Consider the following 20,772-nt stretch of genomic DNA (forward strand, 5'->3'; position numbering starts at 1 on the left):
TTATATTTTTTATAATTAATATTTAGAGTCGACCGCCTTTAAAAGTGGAAATACTTTTTCCGCTATGCTGTTTAAAAAAGCGACTAAAATGTGCCGGACTTGTAAAGCCTAATGCATAACCAATTTCCTTTGCCGTTTTTCCTGAATAATTGAAGTAGCGTTTTGCTTCTAACAAAATTCTGTTTTGTATTACTTTCGAAGGTGGCGGATAATTTAATGCTGCAAAAAGATTGCTCAATGTTTTGGGCGACCTGTTCAATACCTTCGCATAAAAACTTACCGAATGTTCTGTTTTAAAATGCCCTTCAAGTGTAAGATTAAACATCCGTACCACATCCAGTTTTTCATCATCTAAATGTCCTTCATTTAAAGTCTGTCTGCGCGCAACCCTTGTGATGCCAATGATCAATCTTTTTAATAAAGTGCGCAACATTTCGCCCTGCATACTATCTATAACCTGTAAATCTGAAAAGCACATCTTTTCAATTATCTCAATGTCTGCTACTTCTTCATCTGTTAAATTTATAAACAAAGGATGCCTGATTCCATAAAATAAAAAACCAACACATCCTACTTCCTTATCATGATCAACAATACAATAAAACTCCCGGTTAAATTGCCACGCGGTTAGTGTTTCCGGACTTTCAAAAACAAAGTGCTGATTGACCATCAGCGGCAATACGGATTTTGATGGAAACGCATACGGCACTTCATCAATTATTACTGTTTGACTTTTGCCACCATTATAAACAATGCTGTTGATGGTGTCATCTTTCAAAATACCTTCACCCTTTAATGCATGTCCATCACCTCCTTTATGAATCAGAAACAAACCGTTGGTGTTTTTATTCCGGAAAATGTGTGGCACTTTAATAGATTTTTTTATACGCAGTTATGCACAATGGTACAAAAAAATCTCCCCATTAACAAATAAGCAGGTTTGTATCAGACTTGTTACAAACCTGCTTCGTGATTAATTTATATTGACTTTTATAATTGGAGGAAGTGTGGTAAACGCATTTGGATTGGGCACTTCTTCAATCACTTTGCTTTCCACCATTGGTGTTCCTCCCAAAGCCGCTTGCGAAATACCTGCACCCGGATATTGGCTTACTGATGTGCCATTATCATATAATTTGATCTGGGAAGAAACATCCCCTTTTGTAGCCCCACTAATGCCTTCAGCGGTTGTTGCAAAGAACCAATCGTTTGAAAGTCCATACATGGTTGCCAAAGCAATCTTATCACCTTTCTTTAAACTCAGTTGCTGCGACACTTTTCCTCCTGCATTTCCATTGATCATCGGCAACAAAAGTGTTGTTACAGATTCTTTCAATATATATACATCTTTTACGCTTGCTTTTGTTTTTAATGCAGCGGCCAACACATCAGCGTTACCTGTTTGAGCAAGCTCCTTCAACCCTTCGCCTCTGTCTTTTTCGCCTGCTTTATAAAATGGATTTTCATTGCCATTATATACCACAACTAATATAGGCGATAAGGGCGTAAATATACCCGTCAAACTGGTAAGATGAGCGCTCATTGTAGCTATATCGCCCATTTCTGCAATATTTGTAAGCCCATTAGCGCTTGGCTTACCTTCTTCATAAATAGGTTTTTCATTTAACAGATCACCACCTACAATATATGAAACGGACCAAACACCCGGACTAAATGGTGTTTCATTGATCGTTCCTCCGCTGTTATTTTTGATCGTTAACGTGAACATGGATTTGCCGTCGTAAGCCAAAGACAGGTTCATCAATTTAGAAGCCTCTAAATAAACATTTCCCTGATCATCTACCAGATCAACTTCTTTTATATTTTTTGGTGAAGTTTCTGCTGTGCCTGGATGCGTTGCAGTACTGCCAGGCACCTGGTTAATGCGCGTTCCATTATCCCACAATTTTATTTGATCCGACACATCGCCGGTAATGGGTGTGCCATCATCTTCATACAATTTTATACCAGGATTTTCAGGTGCAAAAAACAGGTCGTTAGACCAGCCATACATGGTTGCAAAACTTAACGCCTGACCTTTTGCTGCTGAAAATGTAATGGTAACTGATTGACCGGGAAATATCACTGGCGGATTTCCAGCACCTTTAAAAGTTCCCGACTGAACCAATGGCCGACTGTCCAGTACATTTTCGATAGTTATCGTTTTTGCTTCCGGCATCTCTACCTCTTGCCTTTCACACGATGTTATGATGATAGCCAATACAGGCAACATCATAAACAACTCACGCAATAAATTTTTTCTTTGATAAGTCATATGTTTTAATTTTGATTGAATTACTTCAGACAAAGCTACCGGGTACAGCTGGTCGAAAGAATACCTGAAATTCCTTTTTCCATGCCAATATTTCCCTATTACACTTTTTAATGGTTCCTTAAGTACTTACGGTTGTCTTTAGTTCTGTTAATGATTTTGCTAACGCCAATTTTGTAATACAAAAATGATTTGTGTCATGATTGCATAAAAAAGCGATATGCTACATCCGATAATACAAAGGAAATCTATACCTTTGTGCGACCTCAAAAATTTTTCACATCGATTATTTCTGTCGGTCACTTTGAGTTTTTTCATTTAGTTTTTTTAAGATATAGTAATTGATTGTATGATACGGGACTGCCTTCCTGGTAAGCCTTCAAAATCATATAACTAAAATCATTTTTAGTATGGCCAAGTATATTTTTGTTACAGGTGGTGTAACTTCCTCTTTAGGAAAAGGCATTATTGCAGCTTCGCTAGCCAAGCTTTTACAGGCACGTGGCCTTAGGGTAACAATCCAGAAGTTCGACCCCTATATTAATATTGACCCCGGAACTTTAAATCCTTATGAACATGGCGAATGTTATGTAACAGAAGATGGCGCTGAGACAGACCTTGATCTTGGCCACTATGAAAGATTTCTAAATATTTTCACATCGCAGGCCAATAATGTTACTACAGGCCGCATTTACCAAACCGTTATTAACAAAGAAAGAGAAGGCGCTTACCTGGGAAAAACGGTTCAGGTGGTTCCACACATAACAAATGAAATTAAGCGCCGCATGATGGAGCTGGGTAATACCGGCGATTATGATATTGTGATCACAGAAATTGGCGGAACCATCGGTGATATAGAAAGCCTTCCATTTGTAGAAGCTATACGCCAGTTACAATGGGAATTGCCCGAAGAAAATACGGTTGTCATTCATCTTACTTATATTCCTTATTTAAAAGCAGCGAAAGAATTAAAAACAAAACCTACGCAGCATAGTGTAAGGATGCTTAGCCAGGAAGGTGTTAGCCCCGATATTATTGTATGTAGAACAGAGCGACCTTTAACACCCGAGTTAAAAAGAAAAATCGCGCTTTTCTGTAATGTAAAACAGGAAGCGGTGATTGAGGCTGCCGATCAATCCACCATTTATGAAGTTCCGTTAGCAATGCTTCGGGAAAAGCTGGACGTAATTTGTTTGAAAAAATGAATATAATAGGTTACGAAGAACCAGAACTTTCGAAATGGCGTACATTCCTTGATAAACTTAAATACCCTAAAACAGTGGTGCGTATTGGTTTGATAGGAAAATATCTTGAATTACAGGATGCTTACAAATCAATACTTGAATCGTTTGTTCATGCTGGTGCAGTGAACGAATGCCAGGTACAAATTGTGAATGTGCATAGTGAATATATTACAGATGAAAATGTAGAAGAAAAACTAGCCGGGCTAGAAGGCTTGTTAGTAGCGCCGGGCTTTGGTATGCGCGGCATTGAAGGAAAAATAACTGCTGTAAAATATGCGCGTGAAAACGGATTGCCTTTCTTCGGCATCTGCCTGGGTATGCAGATGGCTGCCATCGAATTTGCCAGGAATGTGTTGGGAATAGAGGATGCTAACTCAACTGAAATGGATGAAAACACGAAAGAGCCTGTCATTGATTTGATGGAAGAACAAAAACTGGTGACAGAAAAAGGCGGCACCATGAGACTTGGCTCTTACAAATGTGCTATCAAGCCAGATAGCCTTGCTTACAAAATTTACGGGGCGGAAACTATTACTGAGAGGCACCGGCACCGTTGGGAGTTCAACAATAAATATCTGGATGCGTTTGAAACAGCAGGAATGGTGGCAAGCGGTAAGAATCCTGATAGCGGACTGGTTGAATTTATTGAATTGACCAATCACCCTTTCTTTGTTGGAGCACAATACCACCCTGAATTAAAAAGCACGGTAGAAAACCCCCAGCCTATTTTTGTTCACTTTGTTAAAGCCGCAATAGCACGCAGCACTGCCACTCCAATAGAACATAAGGCAGAAATGGCTAAATTATAATACCAGATCATACTTTATATTACACAAGAGGTTCTCAAAAAGGAACCTCTTTATTTTTATATACATAATAAAATCTGTAAGCCGATATATTTTTTATGTATATAATTGTTACATTTATCCATAAATCACGCATAACGAAAGCAAATATGAAATGAGCATAAAAATATATTCATTATACACAAGCGATGAATATTTTTCTTTGCGAATAACATGTGGCAATTAAAAGAATAAAATCAACACATGAAATCAATAAACAGGTCTCAACTTTTTGTAGCCAGTTGTTTAGCGCTATTAGTTACATCCCTTTCTTTTGGAATCAGAGCCGGCATCTTAAACCAGTTAGGTACTGATTTTGGACTTGATAATGCTGAACTGGGAACCATTGCCGCTACGGCATTCTGGGGATTTCCTTTAGCAGTGGTTATTGGAGGTATCGTGGTCGATATTATCGGCATGAAGAAGTTGCTGGTATTTGCGTTTATCTTTCATTTATTAGGAATTGTACTAACCATTTTTGCTGGAGAGTTTGGCAATCCTTTTTGGAATCTATTCTTCTCAACCCTGCTTATAGGAATTGCAAACGGTACTGTTGAAGCCGCCTGCAATCCTTTGGTGACGGCTCTTTACCCCGAAAACAAAACAACCAAGCTAAACCATTTCCATCTTTGGTTTCCAGGAGGTATTGTACTAGGCACGCTTATCGTTTATTTCTTTAATCAGGTCGCAATTGGATGGCAAATACAAATGGCCATGATGTTGATTCCTGCTTTTATATATGGATTTCTTTTTTCCAAAAGAGAATTTCCTGTTACAGAGCGCGTGGCCAGTGGTGTTTCAACAGGAGAAATGTATCGTTCTCTTGCAAACCCCCTATTCATCTTTATGCTCATTTGCATGTTTGGAACCGCTATCACCGAATTATTTACAGGACAATGGATAGATATTCTTTTAAGAAATGTAACAGACAATGCGTTGTTGGTACTCACTGTGTCGACAGGCGTAATGGTGGTAGGCCGTGCCTTTGCCGGACCCATTGTAGAAAAATTAGCGCCACAGGGTGTATTATTAATGTCTGCAATTATAGCTACTTTAGGGCTTTACCTGTTAGGTAATAGCAGCGGTAATACCATATTTGCAGGCGCCTTAATATTCGGTGCTGGCGTTTGCTATTTCTGGCCTCATGCTGGGCTTTGTAGCAGAATATTTACCCAAAACAGGCGCCGTGGGCCTCAATTTAATGGGCGGAGCCGGTATGTTTGCTGTTTCCGTTTATATGATGTTTATGGGTGGATTCTATGACCGACTAATTGCTCAAAAATTACCAACAGGAGCCGATCTGAAAGTTTATAATTCTGCGGAAGCAACTGCTGAAATGAAAACAGCATTAGCTGAGGCCAACAAAGCAGCCGGACCTGAAATCATTAATACAACATTGATCATTCCTGTAATATTGATTGTGGCTTTTATTGGACTGAATATATATATGCGTAAAAGAACTAAGTTAGCATTATAAGTATTTGATCTTTTTCAATACATATAATATTGTACATTTATCAACTCTAAATCTTAAAGACAATTTAATATGAAATCTGGTATCAAACTACAGTTATCCTTCATGATGTTTCTCGAATTCTTCATTTGGGGTGCATGGTTTGTAACATTAGGAACTTTTTAGGAACCAACCTAAAAGCAAGTGGCCTCGAAATAGCAAACGTGTTCTCGACACAATCATGGGGAGCCATAATAGCTCCTTTTATTATAGGCCTTTCGCTGATAGGTTTTTTAATGCTGAAAAAATCTTAGGTATCCTTCACCTTATTGGTGCAGCGCTTATGTATATGATGTTCAAGTCAGAAAATGTAGCCGTTTTCTATCCATACGTTTTAGTATACATGATATTATACATGCCAACTTTGGCTTTAGTTAATTCTGTATCCTTCAGGCAAATGACGAACCCTGAAAAAGAATTTCCTTCGATAAGAATATTTGGCACCATTGGTTGGATTCTTGCCGGGCTTATTATCAGCTATGCTTTCCATTGGGATAATGAGCAAAACAATACGACGAATGACACGCTTAGAAATACATTTTTGATGGCGGCGATAGCATCGGTTGTTTTAGGCTTGTTCAGCTTTACACTCCCCAAAACTCCGCCTAAAAAGATTAATGAAAAAGGCGGCGCTTCGGTCAGTCAGATATTAGGCTTAGATGCTTTAAAACTATTAAAAGACAAAAACTTTTTAATCTTTTTTATTGCTTCCGTTCTTATTTGCATACCCCTTGCCTTTTATTATCAACAGGCGAATCCTTTTTTAACCACAATTGGACTTGAAAACCCCACGGCCAAGATGGCTATCGGTCAGGTTTCGGAAGTAATTTTTCTTTTATTAATTCCATTCTTATTTAAACGTTTTGGATTTAAAAATACTATTCTAATAGGGATGCTTGCCTGGGCTGTTCGATATTTATTATTCGCTTATGGAAATGCGGGCGAGCTTACATTTATGTTAATTATAGGAATAGCATTGCATGGTATTTGTTACGATTTCTTTTTTGTATCCGGACAAATTTATACTGATGCAAAAGCTGGTGAAAAATACAAAAGTTCTGCTCAGGGTTTAATTACGCTTGCCACTTATGGCATCGGGCAATTAATTGGCTTTTGGGTAGCCGGATTTGTAACAGAGCATTATAAAACCGCTGGTAACTCTGATAGCTATTGGCAAAATGTATGGCTTGTTCCAGCAGGCATTGCAGCTGTAGTATGTTTTTTGTTTGCAGTAATATTTAAGAACGATAAAAAAGTAGCAGTTAATGAATAGTAGACGTAATATGCTTAAAACGCTTGCGGCAGGATCGCTAGCAGCGGGTCTTTCACCGTTAAGTAGTTTAGCCACCGAACAAAAATTGATGGGAAAATTAAAAGGAAATATTAATCACAGTGTTTGCCAATGGACATTTGGCAAAGTGCCACTGGAGGAATTATGTACTGTAGTTAAAAAAATGGGCTTGTCAGCTATTGACCTGCTTGGCCCAAAAGACTGGCCGACCATTCAAAAACATGGCATCACCTGCAGCATGTGTTATATTCCCGGAAAAGTGAGCCTGACAGACGGTTTCGCAGGAACGGAATTTCATGGATCTCTTGTAAAAGATTATGAAGAAGGTATACCTCTTGTAGCGAAAGCAGGTTATAAAAACCTTATTTGCTTCAGCGGCAACCGTCGTGGTATGGATGACGAAACCGGATTAAAGAATTGTGTGGAAGGTTTAAAAAAATATTACCGCTTGCTGAGAAACATAAGGTGGTTTTAGTGATGGAACTTTTGAATAGTAAGGTTGATCATAAAGATTATATGTGCGACCATACTGCATGGGGTGCAGAACTTTGCAAAAGGTTAGGCAGTGAAAACTTTAAGTTGCTTTATGATATTTATCACATGCAGGTTGATGAAGGCAATGTTATAGCTAATATTAAAGCCAATCATCAATATATTGCGCATTATCACACAGCTGGCGTGCCGGGCAGACATGAATTAAACGATAAGCAGGAACTATATTACCCTGCGATCATGCAGGCTATTTTAGATACAGGGTTTAAAGGATATGTAGCGCAGGAATTTATTCCAACAGGTAAAACAGATGCAGATAAATTTAAAGCATTGGAAGAAGCAGTGCATGTATGTGATGTGTGAGTTAATTAGCCGATTAGCTAATGTAATGATGCCCGCCCGGATGAACTCCGGTCGGACGAGTGATAATGGCTGAAAGTTTAAAGTTTGTGAATGGCTCAGGGGCAGAAAGCGATAGCCTGATGTGGGTGATTAGGATGAGATATGTACAACAGCACAAGAGTGCGACGCAAGGCTGATGCCATATATTTATCAGCCGGTACAATAAAATAAAAATTCGAAAATTAAATTCATAACAATGGATAGAAAACATTTTTTACAGTTAAGTAGCAGCGCTGCTGCTGGCTTGGCATTTTCGTCATGCTTTGGCGGTAAAAAGTCGGCAGGCGGCGGCACCATTAAAAATCTTGGAATTCAGTTGTACTCGCTTCGCGACGATTTACCCAAAGATCCTAAAGGCATTTTAAAGAAAGTTGCGTCATTTGGATATAAGGAAATTGAAAGTTATGAAGGCGCAGATGGCATGTTTTGGGGAATGAAAAATACCGATTTTAAAAAATACATGACCGACCTTGGAATGACCATTGTTAGTAGTCATTGCGACCATACTAAAGATTTTGAAAGAAAGGCGGCTGAGGCTGGTGAGATTGGAATGAAATATTTGATTTGCCCATGGTTGGGTAAACAGCGAAATTTAGATGACTACAAAAAAGCTGCCGATAGCTTCAACAAAGCTGGTGCTATTTGTCAGAAAAACGGGTTAAGATTTGCTTATCATAATCATGATTATTCTTTCCGTTTGCAAAACGGACAATTTCCGCAGGATATAATGATGAAGAATTCTGATCCGGCCCTTGTAGACTTTGAAATGGATATGTATTGGGTCGTTACTGCAGGTGAAGATCCGGCAAAATGGATGGAAAAATACAGATGGCGTTTTAAACTTTGCCATGTAAAAGACCGTAAAAAAGACACGCCTTTTAAAGAAGGTGAAGAAAACCAAAGTTGCATTGTAGGTAAAGGATCGATCGATTATAAGACTATTCTTAGCCAGGCAAAAAAACTGGGAATGCAGCACTATATTTTGGAGCAAGAGGCTTATGAAAAAGCACCGCTTGAATGTGTAAAAGAAGGAGCAGCGTATTTGAATCAGTTGGTGTTTTAAGCATCAATTCGGCAGAAATTATTTTAAATATTATAATACTTAATATACCAATCAACAAATTTTTTGATTCCTATCTTCAAATTTGTATTGGGAGAAAAAGATATGTCATTTTGAATTTTGCTGCAATCTGCATTTGTTTGATAAACATCGCCAGGTTGCATAGGTAGCATATTCTTCAGCGCTTTAGTATTTAGTGCCTGTTCCAACTCCTCAATAAAATTCATAAGTTTAATGGGCTGGCCGTTACCTATATTATAGATTTTGTAAGGAGCTTTTGAATAAGAAGGATCAGGAATGGTTGCGTTCCATTCAGGATTTATCTGCGGTATTGTTAGTAATGTTTTGTAGATTCCTTCTACAATATCATCTATATAAGTAAAGTCCCTGATCATATCGCCTTCGTTAAATATGTTAATGGGGCTTCCTTCAAGAATTGCCTTTGTAAATAAAAATGGCGACATATCTGGCCTTCCCCATGGTCCATAAACAGTGAAAAAACGTAGTCCTGTTGTGGGTAGCCCATATATGCTGCTGTATACATGAGCCATCAGTTCATTAGATTTTTTAGTAGCAGCGTAAAGGCTTACAGGATGAACTGTATTACTTTCTTCTTTGTATGGAACATTTTCATTTAAACCATAAACGCTGCTTGAACTGGCGTATATTAAGTGCTTTATTTTATAAGCTTTGCATAATTCAAGTACATTTAAAAACCCAACTACGTTAGATGCCATATAGATATGAGGGTTTTCGACAGAATGCCTGGCCCCTGTTTGCGCGGCAAGATGGCAAACCATATCGAACTGATGATCTTCGAACAGTTTTTCCAGTGCAGTACAATCTTCTAATCCAATCTTTTTAAAGCTATAATTTGCATAAACTGTGCTTTGATTTAATTCTACATCTCCGTTTATTTTAATGTTTATTCCGCATTGTTTAAGCCGGTCCTCTTTTAATTTTACATCGTAATAGTCATTTAAAACATCCATTCCTATTACTTCAACATTATTTGAAATTAATTTTTGTACAAGATGAAAGCCAATAAATCCGGCGCTCCAGTAACTAATACTTTCATTCGTGTGTTTTTTAGTGTGCGGCTTTACCGCTAATTTTTTTGTCGAATGGAACGCTTCTATTTACAACTCTGTGCTATAAATATCATCATACGCGTTTCATAGTTCAATTTTGTGTACTGCGATGGTGTTATATTCTGCTTCTCACAAGTTTTATTACAAACATTTTTACCCTGGAAAGGTATTTCCAGCGCACAAAATTAAATACTGATTTTGATATATGCTGAAGATGCTTATTCTTTCTTTCCCATTTATCAGGGTGTATTCTAGTTAAAAATGCAGGATTGGTTTGTATAGCTTGCTGCTGCAAAATCGGATACTTTTCTAACGCCGCGCTATTTATAAAAATCAATATATTCTGTTTGTACCAATAAGGAATTTGCTCATTGTCCCATATTTTTTCTCTTATAATATCCACCGCATGAAAACCATATTTCATAAATTTTTGAGCCCAGTATTCAGGATATTGTTCGTTTATATGATGGGTACCGTCCTGATAAGGTATTGATGCAGAAAAAGCAATTATGGAGCCATGCTCGGTCAGACTTCTTACAAAACTATCAGCGCTCGTTTCAGGCAAGTGTTCGGCAACTTCAAAACTTGTTACCAGGTCAAAAGTCCGGTTTAGGTTGAAAGGAAACTTTAAATCATACTTTTGAAAGCGTTTATGGTCTATAACTAAATCTTTCTTCATTATATACGGGCCGTCAATTCCAGCAATCTCAATATCCGGATATACTTCCAGCCAGGCTTTGAGCCAGGAGCCTACGCCGCACCCAACATCTAATACCGAAGATGGACTTATTAAATCTTTAAGAATAGGTATGATAATTTTTGCAGCATGGTAACTGTCTATCGATTGAGTAAAAAAGTCTTTATTATATATTTTGGATTCGAGAACTTGACATCAGTTATTTTCTTGTTGAATTTAAAGATACCTTTTAATTTATCTTTGCTATCTCATTTGGTGAAACGCTAAATCCTAAAGTAACTAAATTGTTTGAGTTTGGCTTTAAAAAAACATCTTTTTTGGTATTCGATTTCATCCATCTTTAGTTTCTGTATTGGATTTATAAAACTACCGCTTTATACCACCCATTTTTCTCCACAGAATTTTGGATACTATTCATTAGTTTCAATAGGTTATAGTTTTATATCAATTGCATTTTTAAATTGGGCGGGGCTATCATTATGGCGATTCTATATCATACGAAAGGAAGAAGGCCGACTAAGGGAGTTATATTCAACAATTTTCAAGCTCTTTTTAATACTTGCTACAAGCTTATTTCTTGCGTCCCTTATTGTATCATTTCTTTTAACAGACCCACTTCTTAAAAAGTTGATCTTTTTTGGCGGCATTAGCTTTATTTCAACAGAGCTGGCTAATATCGCTTTAAGCCATTTGAAAATAAACCAACGTTCAAAACTATATACAATTATAACCTGTTTTCAGGTACTACTCGCATTTGCCATTCTGCTATTGCTAACGTTTATATTCAATTTTGGAATTGAAGCTTTTTTATTAGCGTAATTGGCAGCAATGTTTTGATAATGCTGTTTTATACGATATTCGGCGGCAACACAATAGGCCGGTTCTCCCCACTTAATACGTCGATACGAAAAGAGATAATCAACTACACAAAAATTATTGTTGTCGTCAATTTAAGTTTTTCATTACTTATAAATGTAGACCGGTATCTTATCAACTTTTTCAAAGGGGCCGCAGCCACTGGTATTTATAACCAGGTATATAATATAGCGCAGATAGGTATGTTCGCGGCCATACAAATTTTTTCTCGGCTATTAATCCATACTTTATACGCCTTTTAAGTACAGAAAATAATACCGATGCCTTTCGTTCAAGATATAGGAAACTAATAAATCTTTACCTAGCTATATTCCTTCCTTTATGTTTTTATCTGTGTATTTATTCTAAAGAGATTTGTGAAATCCTTCTGGGAGAAGAGTTTGAAGGCTATTATTATATTTTACCTCCTATCGCAGTTAGCAATCTATTTTTGGGAATAACGTTTTTTTGCGAAGCGAAAGATAAGTTTCAGAACATGCGAAAGCAGCTATATCGGATATATTTATCGGTATTATTCTGTAATATTTTATTAAATGTGATTCTGCTGCAATTATTTTCATTTGAAGTAGCGGCTATTGCGACCTTGCTCTCTTCAGTCTTTTTTTCCTGATATACTATTTGAGAGATTTAAAAAATTATATAGGCCTTAATGATTTAAAAAAACTTTTGCCAGGCATTGTTGTACTCTTGTTGCAAACAGTCATACACTACGGTATTAAACTTTATTACGTTCCCGATGCTGAGATTGTTTTTGCAATAATTGAAGGAATAATATTTTTAGGGATTTATTATGCCATAATGAGAAAAAGAATTGCTACACCCGATTTATCAGACCGTTAATAATGTTTATATAAGAGCGGCTCATAAGTTGCCAGTTATATTTCTCATCAACAGCCTTTACTCCGTTTAAGCCCATTTGAGTTATTTTTTCAGGTTGAAGCAGTAGATCTTTTATGGCATTTGCCAAAGCAACCGGATCATCTGGTGGCACGCAAACTCCAACGCCATTTTCTTCAACATACTTTTTCATATAACCAAAATTGCCTGCGATTATAGGCAAGCTAAAATTCATATACTCAAATAATTTTATTTGAATAATCGTTTCATGAGCCTTAATATGTGAAAGTGGATTAAGCCCTATTTTAATCTGATTATAATAATCAGATATTTCAGAATAGGGTACATGTTCTTTAATAAGAAGATTTTTTTGAGATCGTGTTTGGCAATAAAATCAGCTAAATAGTTTCGCAGGCGTATGTCATGTATGTTCCCTAAAAGAAAAATTTTGATACCACTAAATTCTTCTTTCAATATTCTTGTCGCCTCTGCAATTACTAAAGCGCCTCTAACCTCTGATATACCACCAATATACGCGGCATCAAATACTTTCATCGAAAGCGGATTGTTTTTCCTAAGGTCTTTTAAATTGGTGTAGTTATAAATGGTTGTATAATCTATTTTACAATTCTCCTTAACCCGTCTTTCAATTTCATCGTCTACACCAATTAAATAATCATAGTAATTAGTTTTACTATACTCCCATTGTTGTATGTGACGAGCATACATCATTTTTATAAAAAAAGGAACCGGCCATTTTTTCAGTGTTATATATAACAGATTATAATCGCGGGGTTCTCTAATGTCATATATAAATTTGGCAGAAGGATGTTGGTTTCTCAGTTTTGAAATGATACGATTTATTCTTAGATCAACAATCTGGAATATGTCAGCATTTATCTTCCTACACAATTCAATTACTTCATCATATTCATTGCGAAGAGGAAAGCTTTTTTAATAAGGTAGTTAAGAATGATAGATGGTATATACTGTTTTCGTTTTATAAGATAAAAACTTACACCTTCTTTTGTTACACCTTGATTACTTTCATCGCTATTTACCACAATATAGTGCACCAAAAATCCCTCTTCCAGAAGGGATAAAGCCTGCTTCCAATAGGCACGGTCGTCATAAAGATCATGTTTGTCGGCTATGATGCATATGACTGGCGGGTTTAACTGCGACACAAAGATGGATTAATCTTTATAAAATAAATTATAATAAAAAAACTAGTGTCATGCCGGCCCTTAGAAATATTGTTGACACAACACTAGCCTCAAAAATAATCAGCTATTTAATAGCGTATGACTAACTGTCTAATTGTTATTTCAACGCCTTTATAATCTCAATAAAATCAAGCGCAACTAATGATGCACCGCCTACAAGACCACCGTCAACATCAGGACTTGCAAAGATTTCGTTTGCGTTGTTAGCCTTCACACTTCCACCATATAAAATAGATATTTCGTTAGCTACATCTGCCCCATATTGATTGGCCAAAACTGAGCGTATATGCGCGTGCATTTCCTGAGCCTGTTCGGTAGATGCAGTTTTACCAGTACCAATAGCCCAGATTGGCTCATAAGCAATCACAACTTTTTTTAAATCATCTGCTGACAAATGGAATAAAGATTCTTTTAACTGTGTTTCTACAAAATCATTTTGTGTATTAGCCTCTCTAATATCTAAAGGCTCTCCACAGCAAAATATAGGCGTTATGTCTTTCTCAAGTAATAGGTTCAGCTTTTCTGCCAGCATTTGATTGCTTTCGTTAAAATACTCTCTTCTTTCACTGTGACCAATAATGCAATGTTTGATGTTGATAGAATCAAGCATATCAACAGACACTTCGCCTGTATAAGCACCTGACTTTTTGTTGCTGCAATTTTGTGCAGCAATAAAATAATTTTTCAATGATGTAGTTTTTTCCTTTGCCATAATCAGGTAGGGGAAAGGAACTGCAAATATTACTTCATGATGATCTTTACTACCGAGATCATTTTCCAAAATATCTCCTAAAAGTTGTTGTCCTTCTAAATAAGTTAAATTCATTTTCCAGTTTGCTGCTGCAATTTGCTTTCTCATTTTATTTCTGTTTTACTTTTATAAATATTTGTAAGTGTTTCAATCTCCTGCGCTGTCAGTGATTGGCCTTTAAAGCGCTTCCAGGCATCGGCATCGCGCAAAGCCTTATCCAGTTTATATTTCACAACATCACAAAAACCCCAGCTAAAGGAAGGTATATGTTTAGGTGTCAAACCACTACCAAAAACATTCGCTCCCACACCTATAACTGCACCTGTATTAATACTGGTATTAATAGCTGTTCTTGAAAAATCGCCCATTAGTACGCCACATTTTTTTCCAGCAATAAATTGCTTATCATGCAAATGTACTGTAATATCCCCTGCTGTATTTTTAAGATTGCTGTTGCTGGTTCCACCTCCCAGATTGCACCAGGCACCAATTACAGAATCGCCTAAATATCCATCATGTGCTTTGTTGGAATTTTCAAAAAGCACCGCATTTTTTATTTCTCCACCAACTGTACACCCCGGACCAATAGTTGACGCGCCGTATATCTTAGTCCCCATTTTTACTACTGCGCCGGCGCCAATATACAACGGCCCTCTCAGCAAGGCCCCTTCCATCACTAATGCTCCCTTCTCAATAAAAACAGAACCATCATCTGCATTAATAATAACATGTTTTAATACAGCTCCTTCTTCAATAAATACATGCCCCTCATTACTTATAAGAACATGATCATGTGGTGTTGCTTTCAGACGACCACGCTTCGCTAAATCAAAATCCCACTCGATCGCTTTGGCATTATACTGAAAAATATTCCAGCTAAATTCTATCCTTAAAAAGTTATCTGTTACAATATTTTTAGCTATTGTTTTATCTGATGCATATTGCACTAATATATTGCCTATCTCATCACATATACGTTCACCCGGTTTAAGATCTTTCGCTTTAGCTATCAAATCTCCTCCTGGTATTATATTGGCTGTAACAATTAGATCATCTTCTTCTAAAAATCCTTCCCCATCCAGTGCGAGCAGCCATTTTTCTCTGATAGAAAATATGCCCACCCTGATTTCCTCCGGTCTGCGTGTAAGGCAGAATGGGTATAATTTAGAAAGCTCAATATTTTCACTGGAAAAAACGATTTTCATAATGAAGCCTCTAAGATACTGATTTGAAATATTTTTTTGTGAACAAAGGAATGCTAAGGAACATTTTAGCAATCTTATGTAACTGTCAATTCGATTGGTGTCAAATAGAATAAAAAAATGCCCCGACGTAAATCGGGGCATTGCTATTAAAAGAAAAGTAATTATGCTTTTTCTTCAGCGCCAGCATCAGATGCAGGTTTTGCACTAGCTTCCTGATCCATTTTCTTTTTCAGATCAGCCAATACGCCTAAGTCACCTAAAGTAGCTTTTTCAACCTTGCTCTGGATGGTTTTAACCACTTTCTTGGTTTTTTCCGCCTCTGCACGCTCAGCTTTTTTCACACCTTCACGCTCTGCATACTGCTCTTGTTCCCAAAGTCTTGCATGAGAAACAACAATACGCTTTTCATTGCGATCGAATTCGATCACTACAAATTGAGCTGTTTCATCTAAACCTAAAGATTTACCCTCTTTAGTAGCCAAGTGGCGGCTAGGAGCAAACCCTTCTAAGCCGTAAGGTAACTGTATTGTAGCACCTTTATCGTCTTTACGGGTGATTGTTCCATCATGTACGCTACCGATAGCAAATGTATCCTGTAGCGTATTCCAGGGATCTTCTTCCAATTGTTTGTGGCCCAACTGAAGCTTGCGGTTTTCTTTATCGATACCAAGGATGATCACATCGATCTTTTCGCCAACCTTAGTGTATTCACCAGGGTGGTTAAAGCGTTTCAACCAGCTTAAATCGCTGATGTGGATCATACCACCAATGCCTTGAGCTAATTCAACAAACACACCATAGTTGGTGATGTTTTTAACTTCGCCCTCGTGTTTGGTACCTTCAGCAAATCTGCTTTCGATATCATTCCAAGGATCTTCAGTTAATTGTTTGATAGAAAGGCTCATTTTACGTGTATCCTTATCTAAAGTAACAATCTTCGCTTCGTGCTCATCTCCTAATTTGAAGAAATCTTTAGCATTGATAGGTGTGTTAGCCCATGTAATTTCACTTACGTGAACCAAACCTTCAACACCAGGATAGATCTCAAGGAATGCACCGTAATCTTCAATATTAACTACTTTACCTTTTACAGTATTACCTTCTGCAATATCTTCTGGTAATACATCCCAAGGATGTGGAGTCAATTGTTTCAAACCAAGGCTGATACGTTTTTTCTCGTCGTCGAAATCCAATACTACCACGTTTATTTTCTGATCCATTTTCAACACCTCGTTCGGGTGAGAAATACGTCCCCATGAAATATCAGTGATGTAAAGAAGACCGTCTAAGCCGCCCAAGTCCATAAACGCACCGAAGTCTGTGATATTCTTAACTGTTCCTTCAAGTACCTGGCCTTTTTCCAATTTACCAATGATCTCAGCACGCTGTGCTTCCATATCGCTTTCAATAAGCGCTTTGTGAGATACAACTGCGTTCTTAATGGTTTCATTAATTTTAACCACTTTGAACTCCATTGTTTTACCAACAAACTGATCGTAATCAGTAACAGGCTTAACGTCAATTTGAGAACCTGGAAGGAAGGTTTCCATTCCAAATACATCAACGATAAGACCGCCTTTGGTTTTAGATGTAACAAGACCTGTAACAACTTCACCTGTTTTGTTAACCTCAACAATTTTTTCCCATGCACGTGTAGTGCGGGCTTGCTTGCGGCTCAGGTTAAGATGTCCGTCCCTGTCTTCTTTCTCAACGATCATCACTTCAACTTCATCACCGATCGCCAGGGTTGGCAAATCACGAAACTCGTTTAATGAGATAAGACCATCACTTTTAAAACCAATGTTTAAAACAACGTCGGTATTAGTAAGTCCCACTACAGTACCGTTTACCAATTCGCCATCATTCAATTGAATGAAAGTGTTTTCGTAAACCTTGTCGTACTTTTCTTTTTCTTCTTTAGAATAAGAAGAAACATTACGTTTGTCTACGCTCCAATCAAAATCATCGTGCGCAGTTTCAACTTCAGGAGCTTTTGCTGGTTCTTCAGCAGGCGCCTCAGTTGCTTCAGCAGGTGCAGTTGTTGTCGCTGTAGAAGCTTCCTCTACCGGTTCGGTAGCCCCTGCGTTCTCCTGTGCATCAGCGTTTAATTGTTTAAAATAAAAATTCATAAAAAAATCCGAAGGGTTTAAAAATTCGGACTGCAAAGGTAAGCGAAAATTTAGAATTTCCGGATTTAGTGTCCGCACAAGCATGCACACCTACCTGCAAGGTAATTTTAATATTTTTACATTGATAATCAATTATTTGAAGCATATATTGTAATTAATTCTTTGCTTTTAAAAATGATGCCTCTTTAATTTTCTAAAAAACAATTAACCTTCAAAATTACTTTTTTGCATTGCTCTATCTCAGCCATAATGGCGAACTTTATCAGATAACTCACTTTGCTTTAGCGGTTGGATCTATCGGAATTAAAACACTTAAATATAAAGCCGAGTTGCGTTGCGAGCCATTTATTTTCGTCATTACATCTGTAACTCCGTAATAATAACGAAGACCAATGCCCATGCCTTTTTCTTTTTTGATTTTATATTCCAGGCCACCGGTGAAGCCTATATCCATAAAAGATACCTGGTCTTTGATCTTAATAGTATAATCAATTTCATTTTCATCAACAGTAGTACTGAAAACATCTTTTGATTTAGTTAAAAAATTTAACTGGGGACCTAACTGTGCAAATAATAATCCTTTGATACGATAACGTATCATTAAAGGGAGGCTTATTGCTTTTATTTTTCTTGCTACTTCGGCTTTATCGTTGTTTAATAAATGCCATCAACATGTGCATTGCCTGTAGCGTAAGGCGCCAGGCCTTTAATTCCAAACACAGATTTAGGACTAAACTCTGGATGAAAGTATAAATTGTCGTTTAGCTTAAAATTAAAATACAGACCCAAACCAAGGCCCGGCTTTGTGTCGCCATCCAACCCACTAATGGTGCTAAACGTTGGATTTAGATTTAAGCCAAATTCTATTTTGTCTGATTTTAACTTATCGCCCAATAACAGTGCAACCAGCACCTGAGAAGAAGCGCTATTTGTATAAAAGCAAATCAGGATCAGGAATATTATTTTTTTTCATGTGTATATTTTTTTAGTATGCGGCTTTGCCGCGATTATTTCATCTATTTCTATTTGACTATTGTCCATCATCCATCAAAATGCATATTCCAACATCAATATATGTCCGTGCTTACTATCACTTATAAATGCTGATTTATACGATTCGCGCTTATACCCTAAAGCTATTTCGTGTTCATTGCTGAATATTTTAATGAGCCGAAGGCCAAATTCAACCGAGTTGGAAAATCTTTCGGCATCGGCATTTTTTCCTACAAAGTACCATTCTCCAGTTGGATTTAGCTTCCAGTCTTCACGCCCCTTAATAAAGTTGTATTTTAAGGATAATAAAAACCGGCTTCGAATGCGGTGTTCGTTTGCATACTCATCTTCATAAAAAAATGACGGCTTTCTGTTTTAAATTTTTGCATCAACGCCAACCGATCTCCCAACTCAAAATCAGTACGAAGCCCAATCCACGGCCTCGCTTCAAAATAGTTCACAATATCTTTATCGAAAGTATAGCTGGCGGTAACCCCTGCTTCAAAACTGAAAATTTTTAATTTTCGTGAAATATATGCATCACCGCCCCATCTTCTCCAGCCATTCTCATCGTAAATATGCTTCCAGTTGGCAGCAACAACTCCCCGCCATTTTTCATTATTGATGTAGCTGTGCGCCACTTCTATTTCATGAAACAGTTCGTCCTTTTCTTCTTCCTGTGCCAATAAGGCAAGAGGGTTTATCACCAGCATAAAAAACAATAAAGTACTGTATTTCTTCATCGCTTTTAATTTTATAGATTGATGTCTTTTACGCATCTAAAGCCCAAATGTTCCTGTCCCGAATCGAATGGCGTAGCTACTCTGGCATTGGGCCGATAGTTGCTACAATATTGTTCGCTGCATAAAAATGAGCCGCCCTTTACCACACGCTTAGGCACTAGTGGCTCGCGCGGATCGTTGCTTGTGGCCGGACCTTGCGGATTACCACAAATACCCTTTTGTATATTTTGTTTATTCATTTCATGAATATCGGCGCTGTACCAATCGTTCGTCCACTCCCACACATTGCCAATCATATCGTACAATCCGTAAGCGTTAGCCGGATAAGTTTTTACGGGCGCGGTGGTTGCAAAGCCATCCAATAGTGTATTGCCTTGCGGAAATGTGCCTTGAAAAAAATTGGCCAAATATTTTCCTTCAGGCACTAACTGGTTGCCCCAAGCATAACTTTGATTGGGGTTTCCGCCGCGCCGGCATATTCCCATTCGGCTTCGGTAGGCAATCGCTTGCCCGCCCATTTGGCATAAGCCTGCGCATCCTCGTAGGCCACATGTACCACCGGATGATTGCCTTTTCCATCAATGGAGCTGCCCGTTCCGTGCGGATGCCGCCAATCTGCCCCCACCTCCCATGTCCACCATTGCGATATATCGTACAGGTTGGCTATATTTTTGCCGGGTCAAAAATCAGAGAACCCGGCTGTAACATCGATTCATCGGGTTTTGGCGTGCCGGGTGGTAATTGCTTTTTTATTTCGTCCCAATCAATAGGGCGTTCGGCTATGGTTTTGTATCCGGTTTCGTTTACAAAGCGGGCAAATTCATCGTTGGTTACTTCGGTGGCATCCATGTAAAAACTATCCAGCTTTACTTTGTAAGCTGTAGCTTGGCTTATATCATTATTTTTACTTCCCATTATAAATGTTCCGCCCGGAATTAGCACCATGCCCGTAGCATCGACTTGTTCGTTTTCGCCGCCAGTTTTCTTCGACTTGCATTGTATCATTAATAATGTCGCCAGCAACAACACAGTTATGTTTTTACTCAATTCAATTATCATATTATTTAAAATAGTTAATTGTTTATGGACTTATACCGCGTTATTG

Annotated in this window: 20 protein-coding genes and 3 pseudogenes; 8 read left to right on the top strand and 15 right to left on the bottom strand. The window is 37.7% G+C overall.

Annotation, left to right across the window (positions count from 1 at the left end; all coding sequences use genetic code 11):
- Positions 1 to 22: 22 nt before the first annotated feature.
- Both MKP09_RS27465 and MKP09_RS15925 read right to left on the bottom strand, forming a co-directional pair.
- On the bottom strand, positions 23 to 868 hold the full coding sequence (locus MKP09_RS27465) for a helix-turn-helix domain-containing protein (protein ID WP_240831030.1): 846 nt from the start codon (positions 866 to 868) through the stop codon (positions 23 to 25).
- 105 nt (positions 869 to 973) lie between these two features.
- Positions 974 to 2,275: a spondin domain-containing protein gene (locus MKP09_RS15925; protein ID WP_240831033.1), complete on the bottom strand. Its 1,302-nt coding sequence runs from the start codon at positions 2,273 to 2,275 to the stop codon at positions 974 to 976.
- Between the two features lie 407 nt (positions 2,276 to 2,682).
- On the opposite strand from MKP09_RS15925, the pseudogene pyrG reads away from it, so the two are divergent.
- From pyrG to MKP09_RS15960, 8 genes and pseudogenes are all read left to right on the top strand, one after another.
- Positions 2,683 to 4,325: pseudogene (gene pyrG, locus MKP09_RS15930) on the top strand (CTP synthase).
- 240 nt (positions 4,326 to 4,565) lie between these two features.
- Positions 4,566 to 5,624, top strand: coding sequence for an MFS transporter (locus tag MKP09_RS15935; protein ID WP_240831035.1), 1,059 nt, complete (start codon positions 4,566 to 4,568; stop codon positions 5,622 to 5,624).
- On the top strand, positions 5,608 to 5,838 hold the full coding sequence (locus MKP09_RS15940; RefSeq protein ID WP_240831037.1) for a hypothetical protein: 231 nt from the start codon (positions 5,608 to 5,610) through the stop codon (positions 5,836 to 5,838). Before MKP09_RS15935 ends, MKP09_RS15940 begins: the two co-directional genes overlap by 17 nt.
- Positions 5,839 to 5,943: 105 nt before the next feature.
- The gene (locus MKP09_RS26375) at positions 5,944 to 6,000 is read left to right on the top strand and encodes a hypothetical protein (protein ID WP_262915472.1); all 57 of its coding nucleotides are present in this window, start codon (positions 5,944 to 5,946) and stop codon (positions 5,998 to 6,000) included.
- A gap of 55 nt (positions 6,001 to 6,055) precedes the next feature.
- Positions 6,056 to 7,147 carry an MFS transporter gene (locus MKP09_RS15945; protein ID WP_262915436.1) on the top strand — a complete coding sequence of 364 codons (1,092 nt, stop codon included), beginning with the start codon at positions 6,056 to 6,058 and terminating at the stop codon, positions 7,145 to 7,147.
- Positions 7,140 to 7,640: a twin-arginine translocation signal domain-containing protein gene (locus MKP09_RS15950; protein ID WP_240831039.1), complete on the top strand. Its 501-nt coding sequence runs from the start codon at positions 7,140 to 7,142 to the stop codon at positions 7,638 to 7,640. The genes MKP09_RS15945 and MKP09_RS15950 overlap by 8 nt, the downstream gene beginning before the upstream one ends.
- Positions 7,631 to 8,020, top strand: coding sequence for a TIM barrel protein (locus tag MKP09_RS15955; protein WP_394801086.1), 390 nt, complete (start codon positions 7,631 to 7,633; stop codon positions 8,018 to 8,020). The genes MKP09_RS15950 and MKP09_RS15955 overlap by 10 nt, the downstream gene beginning before the upstream one ends.
- A gap of 235 nt (positions 8,021 to 8,255) precedes the next feature.
- Positions 8,256 to 9,122 carry a sugar phosphate isomerase/epimerase family protein gene (locus tag MKP09_RS15960; protein ID WP_240831041.1) on the top strand — a complete coding sequence of 289 codons (867 nt, stop codon included), beginning with the start codon at positions 8,256 to 8,258 and terminating at the stop codon, positions 9,120 to 9,122.
- A 23-nt stretch (positions 9,123 to 9,145) separates the two neighbouring features.
- On the opposite strand, the gene MKP09_RS15965 is transcribed toward MKP09_RS15960, so the two are convergent.
- The 13 genes and pseudogenes from MKP09_RS15965 to MKP09_RS16030 all read right to left on the bottom strand — a co-directional run bounded on the left by MKP09_RS15965 (position 9,146) and on the right by MKP09_RS16030 (position 20,726).
- Positions 9,146 to 10,258, bottom strand: a complete 1,113-nt coding sequence (locus tag MKP09_RS15965) for an NAD-dependent epimerase (RefSeq protein ID WP_394801091.1) — start codon at positions 10,256 to 10,258, stop codon at positions 9,146 to 9,148.
- Between the two features lie 67 nt (positions 10,259 to 10,325).
- A complete protein-coding gene (locus MKP09_RS15970) occupies positions 10,326 to 11,081 on the bottom strand; it encodes a methyltransferase domain-containing protein (RefSeq protein WP_317235390.1) in 756 nt (251 codons plus the stop codon).
- A 1,516-nt stretch (positions 11,082 to 12,597) separates the two neighbouring features.
- On the bottom strand, positions 12,598 to 12,978 hold the full coding sequence (locus MKP09_RS15975) for a glycosyltransferase (RefSeq protein WP_317235391.1): 381 nt from the start codon (positions 12,976 to 12,978) through the stop codon (positions 12,598 to 12,600).
- Entirely contained in the window at positions 12,921 to 13,352 is a 432-nt protein-coding gene (locus MKP09_RS15980; protein WP_240831049.1) for a hypothetical protein, read from the bottom strand. Before MKP09_RS15980 ends, MKP09_RS15975 begins: the two co-directional genes overlap by 58 nt.
- A gap of 185 nt (positions 13,353 to 13,537) precedes the next feature.
- The gene (locus MKP09_RS15985; RefSeq protein WP_240831050.1) at positions 13,538 to 13,807 is read right to left on the bottom strand and encodes a hypothetical protein; all 270 of its coding nucleotides are present in this window, start codon (positions 13,805 to 13,807) and stop codon (positions 13,538 to 13,540) included.
- A 136-nt stretch (positions 13,808 to 13,943) separates the two neighbouring features.
- On the bottom strand, positions 13,944 to 14,705 hold the full coding sequence (gene tpiA, locus MKP09_RS15990) for a triose-phosphate isomerase (protein WP_240831052.1): 762 nt from the start codon (positions 14,703 to 14,705) through the stop codon (positions 13,944 to 13,946).
- Positions 14,702 to 15,802: a putative sugar nucleotidyl transferase gene (locus MKP09_RS15995; RefSeq protein ID WP_240831054.1), complete on the bottom strand. Its 1,101-nt coding sequence runs from the start codon at positions 15,800 to 15,802 to the stop codon at positions 14,702 to 14,704. Before MKP09_RS15995 ends, tpiA begins: the two co-directional genes overlap by 4 nt.
- 161 nt (positions 15,803 to 15,963) lie before the next feature.
- Positions 15,964 to 17,931, bottom strand: coding sequence for a 30S ribosomal protein S1 (gene rpsA / locus MKP09_RS16000; protein WP_240831055.1), 1,968 nt, complete (start codon positions 17,929 to 17,931; stop codon positions 15,964 to 15,966).
- A 271-nt stretch (positions 17,932 to 18,202) separates the two neighbouring features.
- A pseudogene (locus tag MKP09_RS16005) lies at positions 18,203 to 18,574 on the bottom strand (outer membrane beta-barrel protein); the annotation flags it as partial.
- Positions 18,575 to 18,585: 11 nt separating this feature from the next.
- Entirely contained in the window at positions 18,586 to 18,843 is a 258-nt protein-coding gene (locus MKP09_RS16010) for a hypothetical protein (RefSeq protein WP_240831059.1), read from the bottom strand.
- Positions 18,844 to 19,220: 377 nt separating this feature from the next.
- Positions 19,221 to 19,667: a hypothetical protein gene (locus tag MKP09_RS16015; protein WP_240831061.1), complete on the bottom strand. Its 447-nt coding sequence runs from the start codon at positions 19,665 to 19,667 to the stop codon at positions 19,221 to 19,223.
- Positions 19,668 to 19,678: 11 nt separating this feature from the next.
- Positions 19,679 to 20,292: pseudogene (locus tag MKP09_RS16020) on the bottom strand (formylglycine-generating enzyme family protein).
- Positions 20,293 to 20,330: 38 nt separating this feature from the next.
- Complete coding sequence (locus MKP09_RS16030) at positions 20,331 to 20,726, bottom strand: formylglycine-generating enzyme family protein (protein ID WP_240831072.1); 396 nt, start codon at positions 20,724 to 20,726, stop codon at positions 20,331 to 20,333.
- Between the last annotated feature and the right edge of the window lie 46 nt (positions 20,727 to 20,772).

Origin of the sequence: Paraniabella ginsengisoli (assembly GCF_022513635.1) — a bacterium.
Taxonomy (GTDB): Bacteria; Bacteroidota; Bacteroidia; order Chitinophagales; family Chitinophagaceae; genus Niabella; species Niabella ginsengisoli.